This window comes from Citrobacter sp. RHBSTW-00599, from assembly GCF_013784065.1.
Taxonomy (GTDB): Bacteria; Pseudomonadota; Gammaproteobacteria; order Enterobacterales; family Enterobacteriaceae; genus Citrobacter; species Citrobacter braakii.
In genome coordinates, this window is record NZ_CP056717.1 from 2299952 (window position 1) to 2319914 (window position 19963).

Sequence of the window (19963 nt, forward strand, 5' to 3'; positions counted from 1 at the left end):
GAATGCGGAGGATTAGCACCGTATCGTCTCAAACCAACGCCTAACTGTTTGCTAACGCCTGTTGCAGCGCCTTTTCAGCCCGCGTTGCTGCATCACTTTCGCCATGTTCACGCAGAACCTGTGCCAGTTGGCGCAGTTGCGCTGCCGTCAGGCCGACTCGCATGCTGGCTCGCGTATGCGATAACAGCTGAGCTTCAACGCCCGGCGTGGCGGCTAATGCGCCAACCGTTGCCAACTCGCGGCTTTGCCAGTCGAGGTTATCGCGGGCGAAAATGTCGCCGAACAGATGCGTTTGTAGGAATTGATTAATAACCGGGGCAAAATCGAACAGAGGTCCCTGGACGGGAGCGCCGGAGATTTTAGTCTGGTTTGCGGTACCGACACGGCGAAGCTCATCTCCGACAGGGATGGCGGCGACCGGCTCTTTACCTTCAACGTCTTCAACGCCACGTTGTTTACGTGCTTCGACGACTTTCATCAGTTCATTCAGCGCGTTCAGGCTACGGGGAAATGCCGTATAGGCATAGAGCTGGACGAGAATCTCTTTGGTCTCGTTTATCGTGAGTCCTGCATCAAGCCCCTGATTCAGTGCCGCATTCAGCTTATCCATCTGACTGCTGGCCATTGATGCCGCAATCAACGGGATGGCTTGCTGGCGAGCTGACAGCGTATCTGAAACCGTTTGTTCGTGGTTCATTTCTGAGGCTCCTTTATTGACGGGCGCAGCATGTGCCGTGAGACCCAAACCAAAGGTCAGCAGTACCGCTGCCGTTAATGCCTTAATGGGCGTGGTATTGTTCATCTGTCACTTTCTCCATCCAGTTAACGCTTTTGCCATCCACAATCCCGGTTATCGCCAGGTGCGTCATTGCGCTGCCGGGTGCCGCCCCGTGCCAGTGTTTGACGCCCGCTGGGCAAGAGACAACGTCGCCAGCGCGGATGACCTGCACCGGCTGGCCTTCTTGTTGGGTAAGCCCAACTCCCGAGGTCACAATCAGCCGCTGGCCTGCCGGATGCGTATGCCAGGCGGAACGAGCACCTGGCTCAAAGGTGACATAAGCCCCGGAAACGCTAATTTCGTTATCTGGTTTGAAGAGAGGATCAACCCGGACGCGACCGGTAAAGTTCTCTGCTGCCCCGTACACCGCATTCTGGCTTCCGGCGGTGGCGATATGGACAGCGGGATTTTGCTCCGCCGCCCAGGATGAAAACGTAAAGAGGGGCAGTAACAGCCCGAGGTAACGTAAATGTCTGATCATGCAAAGCGTCCTTATCTACAATGATGGAGAGGGTCTGCAATGATTCTAATCAGGGGGAGATGTCGTCAGACTGACGCCAGCCTGACAATTCTGTCAGTTAACCCTTATTATGGTGACGCTGCTTTGTCTTTTCTAAAAATAAGGCACCAAAGCGAAAACCGTGTCATTAATGAAAATAAAACAATAATGGCCAGGTAGCGTAGATAAAAAAGTAGGGCAGATTCATCGTAATCGAAAAAGGAGAAATCGACCTTTATCAACAAATAATCGAGATAGTCCTGGTTCAGTAATTCGTACAATCCCAGTAGTGCGATTAGCGAAAAAACTCCTGGCATCATGACATTTGCAAAGAATGAATTGCTGGAGATGTTCAGGACCCGGCAGAAAAAAGTCGCCAGCATTTTCCAGTGCAACCCGATATGCAGCGCCAGAATGAGCATTCCCCAGTGGACCGACGTCATGTGTACTTTCCTGACCCAGCTCGCCGGGTTGTGGAACGCCTGGTCCAGAAGGATATGTCGGGACAGCATCATGCCCGAGACAATCGCGGTCAGAATGACAACGAATGTCACTGCATTAATGATTCTGTTAACTACCAGCATGGGTAACGGAATATTGGGTGACAGTGACCACAAGCGATGCCGGTTAAGATATAAATGCAGCATGATGAGCAGCGTAAAAATAATACCCGCCCATTCATGCACGATTTCACCGTGAAGGTGAAATCCCATCAATACCAACAGAAGTAACGTCATCAGCGCATCCTGCATGACCTGGAAAATATAAATTTTCTTCATGTCGAGGGATTAACGCTGTGGCTGGACTTGTTTTACCCATTGCTCAACCTGCGCGGGTACGTCAGGAGCTGAAATATCGTTGCGCGAGATCGCGAGCGCACGAGTGACTAATTTGGCCTGTGGCTGCATGCGAGCAATTTCTCGCAGGGAGTCGGCTAACCTGCTGCCACCATGGGTGGTAAAGGGAACGACCGTTTTGCCTGCAAAGTCATTTTGCTCAAAGAGGCTGTATATCACCATTGGCATGGTATACCACCAGATGGGGTAGCCGACGTAAATGGTGTCGTAATCGCTCAGGTCAGGGAGCGGCGTTTTTAGCGAGGGTCTGGCTTTCGTTTGCTGTTCCTTTTCGGCAACGCGCAAAAGTGCATCATGCTGGCGAGGGTAGGGAGTGGCGGTTTCAATGCGAAACAGGTCGCCGTGAGTCTGCTTCTGAATCAGTTGCGCAATAAACTGCGTGCTGCCGGTCTCTGGCGTATTTTTTTGTAATACGCTGGCCCCGGAAAAACCATCCACGGCACCAGGTTTCATCTCCTCTGGCTGTGAAAAGTAGATAATCAGCGTGCGGGCGTGTGCGGATAAATCCTCTGATGCGAACGCGGGCTGCCCCAGAAGCCCCATGACCATCATCGCCAGAAACCCGCTAAATACCTTTTTCATTCTCACTGTTTCATTCCTTCAATCAGCCGTGGTGAGTATCAGCAGTGATTCTGGCGCAGATAGCCTGACATCAGACTGACGACTCTCTGACAATTTTGTCAGAAGTCTTTGCGCGCGGAGATCCCGATTTTGTCTCTGAAATCAGTCTCCCGGTTCGGATAGCGTCAGGCTGTTTAGCAAACGTCAGGCCAAAGGTATTGATACCGTTCTCGCTACGGGCAAAGACATCTCCCCGGTGCATAATGGCGACGGCGCGGACGATCGACAGGCCCAGCCCATGATGGGTATCACTCCTGGCTCGGGAGGTGTCAACACGATAGAACCGTTCGAAAAGCCGGTGTAAGTGCTCTGGCGCTATCGGATCGCCAGGGTTAGAAACGTCTACACAAGCTTGATTGCCTTTTTCGCTTAAGCGCACCGTAACCGTGCTATTGGAGGGGGAATGCCTGGCGCTATTTTCCAGCAAATTAGCCAGTGAACGGTGAAACAGCCGCCTGTCGATATGCGCCGTGACGTCGCCCTGAACCTCCAGCAAAAGCTGTTTTTCAGCAAAAGAGGGTTCAACATATTCCGCTGTTTTCAGGGTTTCTTCTCGCAGGGACACCTGCGTAAGCTGGGAAGCATGTTCACCCGCGTGCGCATGAGACAGGAACAGCATGTCGTTAACTATCGACGTCATGCGTTCAAGCTCTTCCAGATTGGAACCCAATAACTCTTCCAGTTCATCTTGTGAACGTCGGCGTGATAGCCCGAGTTGCGTCTGACCGATCAGGTTAGTCAGCGGGGTACGAAGTTCATGCGCAACATCGGCATTAAAGCTCTCGAGCTGTCGCCAGGCGATTTCCTGACGCTCTAACACACCGTTAAATGATGATGCCAGTTGCTGCAGTTCTTCGGGCAACGCGCAGGTATTCAGGCGCTGGCCATGGTCACCTGGTGCAAGGTGTTGTGCCTGCTGACTGAGCATGCCCACCGGACGCAGGCCAATCCGTGAAACAACGTATCCCAGTAAGGCGACAATCAGTACGCCCAGCGCGGCAATAATCAGCAGCGTCCGTGTGAACGCATCAAGTGTGCCCATATACGGCGTAGAGTCGATGGCAACCACATAGCGCAGCTCAGGCCTTTCACCGTTGGCGGGGATGGTTTTCACTAACAGGAACAGTGAGCATGCACCTTCCGATGCGCCGGGCACTTTATTAAATCCCTCCAGCAAAGAAGACCACTGAACGCCCACCGGTGGTATTCCCCCCATGCTAAAGCGCGGGTTATCGCTCACTATCCAGTAGCGAACGCGCTCACCTTCAGAATTGGTTAGCAGAGTAAATTTATTAGCCAACGTCGACCAGCCGTCAGCCGAGGTTCGTGCGGCGATCCACGGACTCATTAATGATTCCCGGAACAACAGTTCGTTGTGCATCTGCTTTTGCAAAGAGTCATGTAAGGAGCTTCTGAGCAGGATACCGATAATAGACACAATCAGCAGCGCGGATAAGGCAAACATCAGCGCCAGGTGAACGGAGATGGAACGTTTAGGCATGCTGAGCCTCTTCATTTATTCCGACCGGACTTCGAGGACATACCCCATGCCACGAACGGTATGTAACAGTTTGACGTCGAACGGGGTATCCACTTTGGCTCGCAGACGTTTAATGGCGACTTCAACCACATTGGCATCGCTGTCAAAATTCATGTCCCATATCTGCTCAGCAATCATCATTTTTGACAGGATCTCCCCCTGATGCCGGGCCAGAAGACTTAACAGGGAAAACTCTTTCGCGGTCAACTCCAGTCGCGTTCCGGCGCGAAATACGCGGCGGGCCAGCAGGTCGAGATGCAGATCGTGAATTTGCAGTTGGGTGATGTCTGCGCCATCCGTAGCGCGGCGACGCACCAGTGCCTGAATGCGCGCCACCAGTTCAATCAGCGAAAAGGGCTTAGGGAGATAATCATCCGCGCCAAGCCGAAGCCCTTTGACGCGCTCGTCGACCGAACCGCGGGCCGAGAGCATCAGTACCGGCGTTTGTTTGACGGCTCGCAGCCCCTCGAGTACCCGGTAGCCATCCATCCCCGGCAGCATCACATCAAGGATTATCGCGTCGTAGTCAAGCTCCAGCGCGTAATGAAGACCTTCTGCGCCATCTGCAGAGACATCTACCGTAAATCCGGATTCACTCAACGCACGGTTGAGATAGGTTGACGTTTTTTCTTCATCTTCGACTAGCAACAGGCGCATAACGGGATTTCCTCTTAACTGTGCAATCGGGCTTATTCTGCCTCTTGATTGCCAACATAAAGCTGACGCTTACCTGACAGCATTGTCAGAAACATGAAGCCATCTCAGCCTGCTTGCTGACAAAAATGTTATTTACCTGTCACGATGCTGACAGGCCTCTCTCTCTAACCTGAGTCTGCACATTTAAATCCGCAAGCCTGAAACTCATCGGGAGAGACCATGAAATTCAATCTGTTAACTGCAATACTGCTCACGGCAATAACCGGGGCCACCTCAGTCAATGCGGCTGATTACAAAAAAAATCCATTCACCCTGGCCTATGACGGTGCCATCACTGAGAACGTCAAAGGCAAGGTCAACATTCATCCGGTGAAGTACGATCTGCATGGCATTCAGATAGCTGCGAATGTCTATACCCCTGCTAACTACGATCCCGCCAAAAAATACCCTGCCGTAGTGGTTGCACATCCGAATGGCGGCGTAAAAGAGCAGGTCGCAGGCTTGTATGCCCAGCGTCTCGCCGAGCAGGGCTACATCACGATTACTGCCGACGCGGCTTATCAGGGCGCGAGCGGTGGGATGCCTCGCAGCGTGGATAAACCCGCTAATCGCATCGAGGATATCCACGGCATGGCTGACTACATCAGCCAGTATCCGGGAGTGGATACTTCCCGCCTCGGTCTGCTGGGTATTTGCGGAGGTGGCGGTTATTCACTTGTTGCGGCCGAAACGGATCAACGGTTTAAATCGATCGCAACCATCAGCATGTTTAATTCAGGCCTGGTGCGCCGCAACGGTTTTCAGGACTCACAGCTGGATACTATTCAGCAGCGTCTTCAGCAGGCTTCTGACGCACGTGCTCAGGAAGCTTCCGGAGGCGAAGTCCTGTACTCCGGTGATGCCAATCTGACTGATGAACAGATCGCTAAGTTACCTTTTGCCTTATATCGACAGGGCTATGAGTACTACTGGAAAACTCACGCGCACCCGAACTCTACGTTTAAATACACGACAAGCAGCCTGTTAGATTTGATGAGTTTTGACGTTACGGACCATATCAATCTCATCAATAAACCGCTGCTGATGATTGCTGGTACAAAAGCCGATACGCTCTATATGACGGAAGATGCGTTTGCGAAAGCCACCGGTACAAAAGACAAAGAACTCTTCCTGATCGATGGCGCTACCCATATCGAGACGTATTGGGTTCCTGAGTACGTCGACAAGGCTTTGCAAAAGCTGGACGTCTTCTTCGATAAGAGTATTTAACCCCTATCAGACGATACCTTTGGCCAGCCACTCAGGCTGGTCATATCAGGACATAATGAGTGTGTCCGCATGTGACCAAGACTAACGAAGTCGGGAGGAAAGATAATTACGCACATTAAATAGCCGCTATGAATGAAATTCATAAAACGGCAGGGACATCTGAGGATTATTTTTTGCCTGTAAGGTTTTACTTCGTGGTCCAGGCCAACTTTAGGTTTAGCATTACGGCATTGAATTCCGGTGAGCATAACGAGCTCTTGTTTGTACTGTCTCGTTACGAGATGGATTTACACTCTATGAAATGAAAAAATCCACGCAATTGCGTGGATTTTATAGACTTTTTCGATATTCATGAGATTTGATGAAACCTCATGAGACGAGAAGTTTTATTTAGACGTTGAACAGGAAGTTCATCACATCACCATCTTTAACGATGTAATCTTTACCTTCTGCACGCATCTTACCGGCTTCTTTCGCACCTTGTTCACCTTTATAGGTGATGAAATCTTCAAACGCGATGGTTTGTGCGCGGATAAAGCCTTTCTCGAAGTCAGTATGAATTTTACCCGCCGCCTGTGGAGCCGTTGCGCCAACAGGAATGGTCCACGCACGAACTTCTTTCACGCCAGCGGTGAAGTAGGTCTGCAGGTTCAGCAGTTCGTAACCAGCGCGGATTACGCGGTTCAGACCAGGTTCTTCCAGACCCATTTCAGCCATGAATTCTTCACGGTCAGCATCATCGAGTTCTGCGATGTCAGCTTCAACGGCAGCGCAAACTGCAACAACCACGGAGCCTTCAGCTGCGGCGATTTCACGCACTTTATCGAGGTATGGGTTGTTTTCAAAACCGTCTTCATTGACGTTGGCGATGTACATGGTTGGCTTCAACGTCAGGAAGCTCAGGTATTTGATAGCCGCTTTGTCTTCATCGGTCAGCGTTTTCAACGCACGCAGCATGCCAGCGTTTTCCAGCTGTGGCAGGCATTTTTCCAGTGCAGCCAGTTCCGCTTTAGCGTCTTTATCGCCGCCTTTGGCCTTCTTCTGTACGCGATGGATAGCGCGCTCACAGGTATCCAGGTCAGACAGCGCCAGTTCGGTATTGATAACCTCAATGTCGTCAGCCGGATCCACTTTGTTATTAACGTGGATGATGTTGTCGTTTTCAAAGCAGCGAACCACGTGGCCGATAGCTTCGGTTTCACGGATGTTCGTCAGGAACTGGTTACCCAGACCTTCGCCTTTGGACGCGCCTTTTACCAGACCGGCAATGTCGACGAATTCCATCGTTGTTGGCAGGATACGCTGCGGTTTGACGATTTCGGCCAACTGATCCAGACGCGGATCGGGCATCGGGACAACACCTGTGTTCGGCTCGATAGTACAGAACGGGAAGTTTGCCGCTTCAATACCCGCTTTTGTGAGCGCGTTGAACAGGGTGGATTTGCCTACGTTTGGCAAACCGACGATACCGCATTTGAATCCCATGTTTAAATCACCTTAATCTTTTGATATTCAACCTGTTATGGAAAACAGATTGTAGAAAAGTAAATAACTCTGCCTATTATACACAGCACGCGAGAAAAATGCCGCACATCGCTGCTTATTGCGCTTTAAAGGTGTGTAACCGGCTCGTTGCCTTGGTCAGGCCATCTTTGAATAAAATCTCGGTACAACGTGCCGCTTCGTCAATTGCTTCATCAATTAACTTCTGTTCTGAAACAGGCGGTTTGCCTAAAACAAATCCGACAACTTTGTTTTTATCACCCGGATGACCAATTCCCACGCGTAAACGATGAAAGTTGGGGTTATTGCCCAACTTGCTGATGATGTCTTTCAGACCATTATGTCCGCCATGACCGCCACCGAGCTTAAATTTTGCCACGCCAGGCGGCAGGTCTAATTCGTCGTGCGCGACCAAAATTTCATCGGGGTTGATACGATAAAAACTGGCCATCGCACCCACGGCCTTGCCGCTGAGATTCATAAATGTGGTCGGTACCAGCAAACGGACATCTTCCCCTTCGAGCGTTACTCTGGAGGTGTAGCCGAAGAATTTCGGCTCATCACGCAGGGGCGCGCGTAATCTCTCTGCCAGTAAATCGACATACCATGCGCCTGCGTTGTGTCGCGTTGCCGCATACTCTGCGCCGGGGTTCGCCAGGCCGACAATCAATTTAATCGTCACGTGTTTTGTCCTGAGTGTTTCCATAAACGACGTGTAGTTTACTGTCTGACGCTGCTCTTGACAAAAAACTGCGTTCTAATCGCCAAAAACTGAATAATTGCACAAATGGACTATTAGAAATTGAGTATGTTCAGTAGCTTATTTGTAAAGTTTTGTTGCGCGAGTGTTTGTAATTGTGATCGCTCCCGCACTTGCGAACGGCAGTGTTGTCTATACTTTACACATAAGGATTAGGGGTATTCCCTGTAGCAACCCAAAGTTCCGGAGGTGACACATGAAACGCAAAAACGCTTCGTTACTCGGTAACGTGCTCATGGCTTTAGGGTTGGTGGTGATGGTGGGGGGTGTTGGTTACTCTATTTTAAACCAATTGCCGCAATTTAATCTGCCACAGTTTTTCGCACATGGTGCCGTGCTCAGTATTTTTGTAGGTGGTGTTCTGTGGTTGGCGGGAGCCAGAGTGGGCGGGCACGAGCAAATCAGTGACCGTTACTGGTGGGTACGCCATTATGACAAACGCTGTCGTCGCGGTGATACCACTCATCGTCATAACTAAATCGTTTCCCGGCAGAGAGTGCTGCGGTTTGAATACAAAGTCCTGGTTGAAAAACCAGGACTCTGCTTGTTCATTATCCTTGCATAGAACGCACTTTTATATTCGCTACGGAATATAAGAAACGTTATTCGAATAACCGATAATGTAACGTTTTAACCGCGCTATCCGCGTCTTCAGCGGGCAACAGGAAACACAGGTTGTCATTTGACGCCCCGTGGCAAATCATTCGCACCGTTTGCCCTTCAAGCCAGGCAAAAACGTCTTTGCAAACCCCCGCCGCCTGAGTCAGCCGATTCCCCACCAAAGTGACTAATGCCAGTCCGGTTTCCACTTCCACACGACAGTGGGAGGACAATGCGGTAAACAATGCGCTGGTCAGTATATGATCTTCACCTGAGGTAGCGTGAGTCGCGTCCAGCGCCAGCGCAATACTGTTCTCTGAGGTTGTAACCAAATCCACCGTGACCGCGTGGCGAGCTAAAATGGCGAAGGACTGCGCCAGGAAAGAACCTGACGGTTGTGTCTCCAGATTATGTAATCGCAACAGCGTCTGTTTACGGCGCACAGCAAGCGCACGATAGCGAGGTGGGTTGTCGGTGGTGTTATGCACCAGCGTACCACCGGCAGCCGTATCCTTACTTGAGCCAACAAAAACCGGAATGCTTTTGCGCATTGCCGGAAGCAGCGTAGCCGGGTGGAGGACCTTCGCACCGAAGGCGGCCATATCGCTGGCCTCGGAAAATGAGATGTGGTCAATCCGTTTGGCCCGCGGCGCAATGCGCGGATCGGTGGTGTAGATCCCTGCGACATCGGTCCAGATGTCCACGCGTGCGGCGTGAAGCGCCTCACCGAGAAGCGTCGCCGTGTAATCACTACCACCGCGTCCCAGCGTAGTGGTATGCCCTGCGGCATCCCGGCCGATAAACCCCTGGGTCACCATAATCGCTTGCTCAAGACGAGGGCGCAGGTGAGTCTCCACCAGGTGGTGCAGGGTACTGAGTTCGGGTTCGGCGCAGCCGAAACTCGAGTTGGTACGCATCACGCTGCGGGCGTCAAACCACCCGGCCTCGGCATGCCGTTCACGTAAGACTTCAGTAAACAGTAAAGAGGACATCAGCTCGCCGTGACTGACCAATTCATCGCTTAGCGCATCAGACGGTGAAACGGTCGCCGTTTGTGCAAGATGGCGGATGTTGTTGAGAAGATTATCGATTTCCGTGCTGATAACGGACGGCTGCTTCAGGCGGGAAATAATGTTGTATTGGATGGCGCGTAAGGTCTCAAGCTTATCTAATTGTTGATGCGTTTCCAGACCTTCAGAAAGCTCGACCAGTAAGTTTGTAACGCCTGCTGAAGCAGACAGTACGACTAAACGGACATCTTGATCAGCAAGGACAATGCTGGCGCTTCGGTTCATCGCATCAAAATCAGCGACGCTGGTGCCGCCAAATTTGGCAACGACGGATGGTGGATAAATGCGAGTCATAACAATCTCATATCAGGGCGCCATAAAAGTATGGCTAGAAAATTTTCATTCTCGGCATAAGGGGAAACGGTGTTCGCCTTACGAAATGTCCGCCCGCGAACATTTCTGCTGACAACCCAGGGAATTCCTGTTGTCGAAAACGCGTGTCGCCTGTACGCGTTACCGGGTGCTGCGCATTAATTTTATTTACATAGCCTGCAAATAAGCGCGCCATACTAAGTGATTTATATTTAGGGATCGACTTTTTTATTCGATTTATCGACAAATAAGTGAAAAATCATGTCGTAACAAGAAAATGCGTACATTATTAATGGTAAAAACGTGTAAAAAAATAATAAAAGCATGAAAATTCCATGGTTTTTATAACATCGTATGCGTTGCAATTGGCTACGGTAATTGTTAATTAAATAGATATATTTCTTTAGGATTTCGTAATGAAGGGTGGCTGTTACACTTTGAATTATAAAGAAAAAACACCTGCTAAATGTGTTGAAAAATAAATGATTGAGTCCAGGGCTAAAACAACATATATTAGCCGCGCTTTTTTACAGGTAACCCTTATAACCATTTATTCAATCAGGCGTTAATCTACACCTGGTTGTAGGAGTGATATGATGACGGATAAAGTCCGTATTGATACTTTAAGTGCTAATTCATTACCACAGAGCAATGATACCTTTTTAGCAAGACAGGCTGAGTTTGAATCTAATGTCCGCAGCTATCCACGTAAACTGCCATTAGCGATTGCTAAAGCGCAGGGCGTCTGGATTACTGACGTAGAAAATAATCAATATCTTGATTGCCTGGCAGGTGCCGGAACCCTGGCGCTTGGTCATAATCATCCTGAAGTGCTGCAGAGCATTCAAAGTGTCATCACAAGCGGCTTACCGTTACATACGCTTGACCTTACCACACCGTTAAAAGATGAATTCTCATCGTATTTACTTTCTTTATTACCGGGCCAGGGCAAAGAGTATTGCCTGCAGTTCACCGGGCCGTCCGGTGCTGATGCCGTTGAAGCGGCGCTGAAGCTGGCGAAGAAAGTTACCGGCCGTTCCAGCATCATCAGCTTCTCCGGTGGCTACCACGGGATGACCCACGGCGCGCTGTCCGTGACCGGCAACCTGTCGCCGAAAGAAGCCGTCAGCAACATGATGGCGGAAGTGCAGTTTATGCCGTATCCGCATCAGTACCGTTGCCCGCTGGGTATCGGCGGCGACGCTGGCGTCAAAGCATTGACCTACTACTTCGAAAACCTGATCAACGACGTTGAGAGCGGCGTGCGTAAACCGGCTGCCGTGATCCTCGAAGCGGTGCAGGGCGAGGGCGGGGTAAACCCGGCTCCGATCGAGTGGCTGCAGCGTATTCGTAAAGTGACCCAGGAACACGGCATTCTGCTGATTATCGATGAAGTTCAGGCTGGCTTCGCGCGCACGGGTAAACTGTTCGCCTTCGAACACGCCGGTATTGAGCCGGATATCATCGTGATGTCCAAAGCGGTTGGCGGCGGTCTGCCACTGGCGGTACTGGGCATTAAAAAGCAGTTCGATGCGTGGGCTCCGGGCCATCACACTGGCACCTTCCGCGGCAACCAACTGGCGATGGCGACCGGTCTGACAACGCTGAAAATCCTCAAAGACGACAAGATTGCCGATAAAGTTGCTGCCCAGGGCGAGTGGCTGAAAGGCAAACTGACTGACCTGCAGAAACGTTACCCGGTTATCGGCCAGGTACGTGGTCTGGGCCTGATGATTGGTCTGGAAATCGTTAAGCCGAACGAAGCGCAGGATCACATGGGCTGCTACCCGGCCGATGGCGAGCTTTCCGCGCTGCTGCAGAAAAAATGTTTCGAAAACGGCCTGATTCTTGAGCGTGGCGGCCGTAACGGTTGCGTACTGCGTCTGCTGCCGTCTCTGTTGATCACCAACGCAGAGTTGGAGATTTTCCTCGATAAATTCGAAAATGCCCTGCTGGGCGCTGGCGTGAAGCCGGTTTAAACGGAGTTGGATCGAATGTCAGACGTAAATCCGATTCTGTCCGGCTCGGCACAAAGCATTGCTGCCTACCAGGACGCTATCGAGCAGAGTACGCAAGCGGTCGTTGAATGGTTGAAGCAACCTGAGATGTATCAGGGCAAAACCGTTGAGCAACTGCGCGAACGTATCAACCTGAATTTTACGTCTCAGGGCCTGGGCAACCAGGCCGCTATTGAGCGTGCGGTTGAATACTTTCTGAAAGACAGCTTGTTGGTTCACCATGCGCAGTGCGTGGCGCACCTGCACTGCCCGAGCCTGGTGATTAGCCAGGCGGCAGAAGTGTTGATCAACGCCACCAACCAGAGTATGGACTCCTGGGATCAGAGCCCGTCGGCGACCATCATTGAGATCAAACTGATCGAATGGTTGCGTGAGCAGGTGGGCTATGCGGCAGGCGACGCGGGCGTGTTCACTAGCGGCGGCACCCAAAGCAACCTGATGGGCCTGATGCTGGCGCGCGACGCCTTCTTTGCCCGCCAGGGGCATTCCATTCAGCAGAATGGTCTGACCGGCGACCTGAGCAAAATCAAAGTATTTTGCTCTGAAAGCGCGCACTTCTCTGTGCAGAAGAACATGGCGCTGATGGGGCTGGGTTACCGTTCCGTCACCCAGGTGAAGACCGATGCGTTCTCACGCATGGATCTGGCTGACCTGAAAGACAAGCTGGCCCAGGCGAAAGCCAACGGCGAACAGGTGATGGCGATTGTCGCCACTGCTGGTACTACCGATGCGGGCGCAATCGATCCGTTAGCGGACATTGCGGCGCTGGCGGCAGAACACCAGATCTGGATGCATGTGGATGCAGCATGGGGCGGGGCGTTACTGCTTTCTGAGCAGTATCGTCACTTCCTGAACGGCCTTGAACTGGCGGATTCCGTGACGCTGGACTTCCACAAACAGTTCTTCCAGACCATCAGCTGCGGCGCGTTCCTGCTGAAAGACGCGCGTCATTACGAGCTGATGCGTTACCAGGCGGCGTACCTGAACTCTGATTTTGATGAAGAGGCGGGCGTACCGAATCTGGTGTCTAAATCGCTGCAGACCACGCGCCGTTTTGACGCGCTGAAGCTGTGGATGGGGCTCGAAGCGCTGGGCAAAAAGCAGTATGCCGAAATCATTGATAACGGCGTAACGCTGGCGCGTGATGTGGCTGCGTTTGTGAAAACTCAGCCACACCTGGAACTGGTGATGGAGCCGCAGCTGGCAAGCGTGCTGTTCCGTTTCCGTCCGCACAGTGACGACATGGCGTTCGTTGCGCTGTTGAACCAGCGTATTGGCGACGTTCTGCTGGCTTCTGGTAGCGCCAACGTTGGCGTGACCGAAGCGGATGGCGTAACCTGCCTGAAGCTGACGCTGCTGAACCCAACGGTGTGTCTGGAGGATGTCAAAGTCCTGCTGGCAAGCGTGAAAGCGACAGCTGAGCAACTGCTGAACGCGTAAGCAATAAGCTGGTTATAAAAATGGCTCCCACACACGGGAGCCATTTTTTTGCCTGTCATTTGTAGTCCGGCGGCGCTTCGCCTGGCTGGGCTACACGTCAGCTGATATCTGCCAGCGCGGCGTCTTTATTCGGGAAGAACGTCAGGCGTCCGGCAATCGGCTGAATGCCCGCGCGCGCCATGGTACGTAACGGCTGGAATTCCAGATTACTGATCCGCAGTTCACATCCTTCCGGGAGGCGTTTTACAAAACGCTGGAAAGCGTCCAGACCACCGGCATCCAGTACCGGGACCGCGTCCCACTTTAAGACCACAATACGTTTACCTGCAATACGCGATTCGAGATCGGTAAATAATCCCTCCGCAGCGGCAAAGAAAAGTGGGCCAATAACGCGCAGCACCAGCACATCGTCAGGTACGTCTACGTTGACCGGCGCCAGACGAGTCATGCGCGCGATACGACGCATAAACAGCAGGGAGGCGAGAACGATACCGACGCTGATGGCGATCACCATGTCGAATAGCACCGTCAGCGACATACACATAAGCATGACAATGATGTCGTCTTTTGGCGCATGACGCAGCAGATCCACCACTTTATGCGCTTCACTCATGTTCCATGCCACCATCAGCAGCAGGGCGGCCATGGCGGAAAGCGGTAACCAGGAAAGCAGCGGCGCAAGCACCAGCAGGGCGAGGATCACCAGAATCGCGTGGATGACCGCTGAAATTGGTGAGGTCGCCCCGGCGCGGACGTTTGCCGCAGAACGGGCAATTGCCGCCGTGGCGGTGATACCACCGAAGAACGGTGCCACGATGTTACCCAGGCCCTGGCCAATCAGCTCACTGTTGGCTTTATGCTTGGTGCCAGTCATCCCATCAAGTACGACGGCGCACAGTAGAGATTCAATCGCCCCGAGCATCGCCATGGAGAAGGCGGCCGGTAACAGCGCCTGTAACGAACTCCAGCTCAGGGTAAAGTTTGACTCCGGCATGTCCCACGGTAATACCAGTTGCGGGAGCAACTGCGGGATACCGTTACCCTGCGAGCCATCAGCCAGAATGTAGTGGAACTGAGAACCGATGGTGGCGACATGGCCGCCGGTCAGGTTCACAATTCCCATTACCGCACAGCCTGCCAGCAGCGCAGGAAGGTGGCCCGGCAGTCGGATCCCCAGACGCGGCCAGAAAATCAGGATCCCCAGCGTCACCACGCCAATTGCTGCATCGCCAACGTTGAGGGTTGGCAGGGCCATAAACAGCGCGCCGACCTTTTGCAGGTAGTGCTCCGGGACATGGGCCATTTGCAGACCGAGAAAATCTTTAATCTGCATGGTACCGATGGTGATACCAATACCCGATGTAAAACCTAACGTAACGGATACCGGGATATATTCGATCAGGCGACCAAAACGGGCGAGGCCGAAAAGGATCAGGAATATCCCGGACATTAGCGTTGCGACCAGCAGGCCTGCCAACCCAAACTGTTGCGACACCGGATACAGAATCACCACGAAGGCGGCAGTTGGTCCAGATACGCTAAAACGTGACCCCCCGGTAAGGGCGATAACAATCCCAGCCACGGCTGAGGTATACAAGCCGTACTGCGGCGCCACGCCACTGCCTATTGCCAGGGCCATCGCCAGCGGAATGGCAATGATCCCAACGGTTATCCCGGCGATCAGGTCGCGGGTGAAGCGAGAAGCGGTATATTTTTCTTTCCAACAAGCGTCGATGAGGGCGCGGAAAGGCATCACATGTGAGGAAAATAATCTGTTCACAATAATGTTTCATCCATGAGCGCATCATCTGTCAACTAAATGGCAGGTGAAGGAGGCATAAGTCATACAAATAGATGTTGCAGATAAAAAAACCCGCCGCAGCGGGTTTTTGAGCCGGGCTCGATTAATGCTCGAACATAGCAGAGATGGATTCTTCGTTGCTGATACGACGAATCGCTTCGGCCAGCATACCCGACAGGGTCAATGTACGCACGTTTGGCAGTGCTTTGATTTCGTCAGTCAGTGGAATAGTGTCACAGACAACGACTTCATCAATCACTGAATTGCGCAGGTTGTTTGCCGCATTACCTGAGAAGATCGGGTGGGTAGCGTAAGCAAATACGCGTTTTGCACCACGTTCTTTCAGTGCTTCTGCTGCTTTACACAGCGTACCGCCGGTATCGATCATATCATCAACCAGCACGCAGTCACGACCTGCAACGTCACCAATAATGTGCATCACCTGAGAAACGTTCGCGCGCGGGCGTCGTTTGTCGATGATAGCCATGTCGGTATCGTTCAGCAGTTTAGCGATAGCGCGGGCACGCACGACGCCACCGATGTCCGGAGAAACCACAATCGGGTTGTCCAGATTCAGCTGCAGCATGTCTTCTAACAGGATCGGGCTACCGAATACGTTATCAACCGGTACGTCAAAGAAGCCCTGGATCTGTTCAGCATGCAGGTCAACGGTGAGGACGCGGTCAACGCCAACGCTGGACAGGAAATCAGCGACGACTTTAGCAGTAATCGGTACACGAGCGGAACGTACGCGACGATCCTGACGTGCATAGCCGAAGTAAGGAATAACGGCGGTGATACGGCCTGCGGAAGCACGGCGCAGCGCATCAACCATAACGACCAATTCCATCAGGTTGTCGTTAGTAGGGGCACAAGTGGACTGGATGATGAAAATATCACCACCGCGTACATTTTCATTAATTTGTACGCTGACTTCGCCGTCGCTAAAGCGACCTACAGCGGCGTCGCCGAGTGAAGTGTACAGGCGGTTGGCAATACGTTGTGCTAGTTCCGGGGTGGCGTTACCAGCAAAAAGCTTCATATCAGGCACGAGAAGAACCTCAGGCATGCGTCCATTGGTGGAAAGAATCTGCCGAAAACTGTGCGGGCCAGGCAGTATCCTCTCCATGCGGTGTATTAAAGAGCGCGATGCAACGTCTGGAACAGGGTGACGTTGTCACCGCAACTCAGCTTGCCCGGCTTACTCGTCATCTTTCACGTTTCATGTATGCTGGCATATTTTGCCATCTTCCTGAAACCCGAACGATTTAGAGTAGCGCTCTGTGCAATGGGGAGAGGTTGACACCTTTCGCCACAAAGCCTTTGAGCCATTCCGGGGCTTGCTCAAGCACCTGGCGAGCACGAGACTCAGTGTCAAATTCAGCAAAGACACAAGCCCCTGTACCAGTCAGGCGCGACGGCGCGTATTCTAACAGCCAGGAAAGCGCCGCATCAACCTCGCGAAAACGTTTTCTTGCGATAACCTCGCAATCATTGCTGAATTCACATTTTAGTAACGTTTTTATTGACCTTTTTGGCGTGTTGCGCGGGAGGTCGGGATCTTTAAAAATCACCGGCGTCGGAATACTGACTCCCGGGTGGGCGACCAGATACCATTTTTCCTCTGGCTCGACCGGGGTCAGAATTTCACCTACGCCTTCAGCAAAGGCCGCATGGCCGCGCACGAATACGGGAACGTCCGCCCCCAGCGTTAAGCCGAGTCCTGCCAGTTCATCAACCGAAAGTCCGCACTGCCAAAGGTGATTCAGCGCCACCAGGACGGTAGCCGCATTCGACGAACCTCCGCCAAGACCGCCGCCCATCGGCAGGCGTTTTTCGATACTGATGTCGGCGCCGCTCCCTTTGGGAAGGCGATCGCTTTCAGACGCCGCCTTCATCAGCAAGCGCGCCGCACGGACAATGAGATTGTCTTCATGTGCAACGCCTTCCACCGGCGTTAACAGGCGGATTTCGCCGTCGCCACGCAGCGCAATACCTAACGTGTCGCCATAATCAAGAAACTGGAATAGCGTTTGCAAAGTGTGATAACCGTCCGCACGCTGCCCGGTGATGTATAAAAACAGATTCAGTTTTGCCGGAGAGGGCCAGTGGGTCATCATTTCACAATCCAGTTATCCATTTTCAGCTTAATACGCTGATCGCCGTCAGACAGTTCCATGTTTGCCGGCATCGCAGGCTGAATTTTGCTGTCGTAGGCGCTATAGACCACTTTCCAGTTTTTACCGTCTTTGCTGTAGTTCACTTCACTCAGACGATACTGGTCGTCGAGTTTGTAATCGCTGGCGTCTCCCGGCAGGCCAAGGATCCACTGGCGCAGGCTGTTCAATGGAATAGGCATGCCGGTCAACTTACCAATCATCTCTTCGGCGTCGTCAGCGGTGTAGTGCTTGCCTTTGTTATCGACAAGTTCGACGTTGCCCGGCTGGGCATTGAGTTCCAGTTCAGTGCTGCCCAGGGGATTGGTCAGCAGGAGACGGTAGCGATCTTGTCCGGTTTGTTGCCAGAAAAAGCGGGCATAGACTTTCTGTTGATCGGAAATATACGCAAACGCACCGCGCGTCTGATATTGGTTCAGGGCGCGTACTTCCTGCTGGTGCTGGCGCCATTGTGGAGAGTCAGGGCTTTTGCCGGGACCTTTCGGCGCGTTGAGCGTACAGGCGGTAAGAGCCAGGGCCGCGAGCGGCAGCAGGCGAATCAGGCGAAAATCAGGCAGGGTCATAATGATGACAAATCCTTGAGATACGTTGCAGTTATAACTCTTAATGCTAGCGCCGCCATCATACATCGTCTACGTTCAAGTTATCTTAAATCGCTCAAATTTGTGCACTAAGCTATTACTCCAAAAGGGGGCAGTCTCTTTTATTGACCGCACGCATCCTGTATGATGCACCCAGTCTAACCTTATCAACGCTGGTACTATTCCCGCACACATGACCCTTTTAGCGCTTGGTATTAACCATAAAACGGCACCTGTATCGCTGCGAGAACGCGTAACGTTTTCGCCGGATACGCTCGATCAGGCGCTGGACAGCCTGCTTGCGCAGCCAATGGTGCAGGGCGGGGTGGTGCTGTCGACGTGTAACCGTACGGAACTGTATCTCAGCGTTGAAGAGCAGGATAACCTGCAAGAAGCGCTGGTTCGCTGGCTGTGCGATTACCATAATCTTAATGAAGAAGACTTGCGCAATAGCCTGTACTGGCACCAGGACAACGACGCCGTCAGCCATTTGATGCGTGTTGCCAGCGGTCTGGATTCGCTGGTGCTTGGTGAACCGCAGATTCTGGGGCAGGTGAAAAAAGCTTTTGCGGATTCGCAAAAAGGTCACCTGAACGCCAGTGCGCTGGAGCGCATGTTCCAGAAATCATTCTCTGTCGCTAAACGTGTACGTACAGAAACAGACATCGGTGCCAGCGCCGTGTCCGTGGCTTTTGCCGCCTGTACGCTGGCGCGGCAAATATTTGAATCGCTCTCCACGGTGACCGTGCTGTTAGTGGGCGCAGGCGAAACCATTGAGCTGGTGGCGCGACACCTGCGTGAGCATCAAGTGAAGAAGATGATCATCGCCAACCGTACCCGCGAGCGGGCGCAAGTGCTGGCGGATGAAGTCGGCGCCGAAGTGATTTCGCTGAGTGATATCGACGCGCGTTTACAGGATGCCGATATTATTATCAGTTCTACCGCCAGCCCGCTGCCAATTATCGGCAAAGGAATGGTGGAGCGCGCGCTTAAAAATCGCCGTAATCAACCTATGCTGCTGGTGGATATCGCCGTACCGCGCGATGTCGAGCCGGAAGTGGGTAAGTTGTCCAACGCCTATCTGTACAGCGTTGACGACCTGCAAAGCATCATTTCGCATAACCTGGCCCAGCGCAAAGCGGCGGCCGTGGAAGCCGAAACCATTGTGGCGCAGGAAACCAGCGAATTTATGGCCTGGCTGCGCGCTCAGGGCGCAAGTGAAACTATCCGCGAGTATCGCAGTCAGTCAGAACAGATTCGTGATGAACTGACTGCCAAAGCGTTGGCCGCTCTTCAACAGGGTGGTGATGCGCAAGCCATTATGCAGGATCTGGCCTGGAAACTGACCAACCGCTTGATCCATGCACCAACCAAATCACTTCAACAGGCTGCCCGTGACGGGGATAGTGAACGCCTGAATATTCTGCGCGACAGCCTCGGGCTGGAGTAGCAGCACACCAATCTTATTTTTTACAGGGTG

General features: G+C 52.4%; 18 protein-coding genes. 5 read left to right on the forward strand and 13 right to left on the reverse strand.

The window, feature by feature from the left end:
* Positions 1–40 precede the first annotated feature (40 nt).
* From HV243_RS11180 to HV243_RS11205, 6 genes are all read right to left on the reverse strand, one after another.
* Positions 41–802: a carboxymuconolactone decarboxylase family protein gene (locus tag HV243_RS11180; protein WP_053389603.1), complete on the reverse strand. Its 762-nt coding sequence runs from the start codon at positions 800–802 to the stop codon at positions 41–43.
* Complete coding sequence (locus tag HV243_RS11185; RefSeq protein WP_016153327.1) at positions 780–1259, reverse strand: cupin domain-containing protein; 480 nt, start codon at positions 1257–1259, stop codon at positions 780–782. The genes HV243_RS11180 and HV243_RS11185 overlap by 23 nt, the downstream gene beginning before the upstream one ends.
* Positions 1260–1366: 107 nt before the next feature.
* Positions 1367–2014, reverse strand: coding sequence for a DUF4405 domain-containing protein (locus HV243_RS11190; RefSeq protein ID WP_053389609.1), 648 nt, complete (start codon positions 2012–2014; stop codon positions 1367–1369).
* Between the two features lie 51 nt (positions 2015–2065).
* On the reverse strand, positions 2066–2716 hold the full coding sequence (locus HV243_RS11195) for a flavodoxin (protein WP_053389602.1): 651 nt from the start codon (positions 2714–2716) through the stop codon (positions 2066–2068).
* 70 nt (positions 2717–2786) lie between these two features.
* Positions 2787–4256 carry a heavy metal sensor histidine kinase gene (locus HV243_RS11200; RefSeq protein WP_053389601.1) on the reverse strand — a complete coding sequence of 490 codons (1470 nt, stop codon included), beginning with the start codon at positions 4254–4256 and terminating at the stop codon, positions 2787–2789.
* 15 nt (positions 4257–4271) lie between these two features.
* Entirely contained in the window at positions 4272–4952 is a 681-nt protein-coding gene (locus HV243_RS11205) for a heavy metal response regulator transcription factor (protein ID WP_053389600.1), read from the reverse strand.
* A gap of 219 nt (positions 4953–5171) precedes the next feature.
* Here HV243_RS11205 and HV243_RS11210 point away from each other — a divergent pair, with 219 nt between their 5' ends.
* The gene (locus tag HV243_RS11210; protein ID WP_016153322.1) at positions 5172–6221 is read left to right on the forward strand and encodes an alpha/beta hydrolase; all 1050 of its coding nucleotides are present in this window, start codon (positions 5172–5174) and stop codon (positions 6219–6221) included.
* Positions 6222–6611: 390 nt separating this feature from the next.
* Here HV243_RS11210 and ychF read toward each other — a convergent pair whose 3' ends face one another.
* Together ychF and pth are read right to left on the reverse strand one after the other, a co-directional pair.
* Positions 6612–7706 carry a redox-regulated ATPase YchF gene (gene ychF / locus HV243_RS11215; RefSeq protein ID WP_016153303.1) on the reverse strand — a complete coding sequence of 365 codons (1095 nt, stop codon included), beginning with the start codon at positions 7704–7706 and terminating at the stop codon, positions 6612–6614.
* A 115-nt stretch (positions 7707–7821) separates the two neighbouring features.
* On the reverse strand, positions 7822–8406 hold the full coding sequence (pth, locus tag HV243_RS11220) for an aminoacyl-tRNA hydrolase (RefSeq protein ID WP_016153302.1): 585 nt from the start codon (positions 8404–8406) through the stop codon (positions 7822–7824).
* Positions 8407–8680: 274 nt separating this feature from the next.
* Between pth and ychH the strand changes: the two genes are divergently transcribed.
* Positions 8681–8962, forward strand: coding sequence for a stress-induced protein YchH (ychH, locus tag HV243_RS11225; protein ID WP_016153301.1), 282 nt, complete (start codon positions 8681–8683; stop codon positions 8960–8962).
* A 124-nt stretch (positions 8963–9086) separates the two neighbouring features.
* Here ychH and lysC read toward each other — a convergent pair whose 3' ends face one another.
* A complete protein-coding gene (gene lysC, locus HV243_RS11230; protein ID WP_053389599.1) occupies positions 9087–10448 on the reverse strand; it encodes a lysine-sensitive aspartokinase 3 in 1362 nt (453 codons plus the stop codon).
* A 611-nt stretch (positions 10449–11059) separates the two neighbouring features.
* Here lysC and HV243_RS11235 point away from each other — a divergent pair.
* Positions 11060–12445 (forward strand): diaminobutyrate--2-oxoglutarate transaminase, encoded by a 1386-nt coding sequence (locus HV243_RS11235; protein WP_019076946.1) that lies wholly within the window; start codon positions 11060–11062, stop codon positions 12443–12445.
* 15 nt (positions 12446–12460) lie between these two features.
* Positions 12461–13924: an aspartate aminotransferase family protein gene (locus tag HV243_RS11240; RefSeq protein ID WP_016156743.1), complete on the forward strand. Its 1464-nt coding sequence runs from the start codon at positions 12461–12463 to the stop codon at positions 13922–13924.
* Between the two features lie 97 nt (positions 13925–14021).
* On the opposite strand, the gene dauA is transcribed toward HV243_RS11240, so the two are convergent.
* From dauA to lolB, 4 genes are all read right to left on the reverse strand, one after another.
* The gene (gene dauA / locus HV243_RS11245) at positions 14022–15677 is read right to left on the reverse strand and encodes a C4-dicarboxylic acid transporter DauA (RefSeq protein WP_016153297.1); all 1656 of its coding nucleotides are present in this window, start codon (positions 15675–15677) and stop codon (positions 14022–14024) included.
* A 151-nt stretch (positions 15678–15828) separates the two neighbouring features.
* Positions 15829–16776 carry a ribose-phosphate diphosphokinase gene (prs, locus tag HV243_RS11250; protein ID WP_001518537.1) on the reverse strand — a complete coding sequence of 316 codons (948 nt, stop codon included), beginning with the start codon at positions 16774–16776 and terminating at the stop codon, positions 15829–15831.
* 217 nt (positions 16777–16993) lie between these two features.
* A complete protein-coding gene (gene ispE / locus HV243_RS11255; RefSeq protein WP_047498056.1) occupies positions 16994–17845 on the reverse strand; it encodes a 4-(cytidine 5'-diphospho)-2-C-methyl-D-erythritol kinase in 852 nt (283 codons plus the stop codon).
* Positions 17842–18465, reverse strand: a complete 624-nt coding sequence (gene lolB, locus HV243_RS11260) for a lipoprotein insertase outer membrane protein LolB (protein WP_053389608.1) — start codon at positions 18463–18465, stop codon at positions 17842–17844. Before lolB ends, ispE begins: the two co-directional genes overlap by 4 nt.
* 211 nt (positions 18466–18676) lie before the next feature.
* On the opposite strand from lolB, the gene hemA reads away from it, so the two are divergent.
* Positions 18677–19933, forward strand: a complete 1257-nt coding sequence (gene hemA, locus HV243_RS11265) for a glutamyl-tRNA reductase (protein ID WP_016153294.1) — start codon at positions 18677–18679, stop codon at positions 19931–19933.
* Positions 19934–19963: the final 30 nt, after the last annotated feature.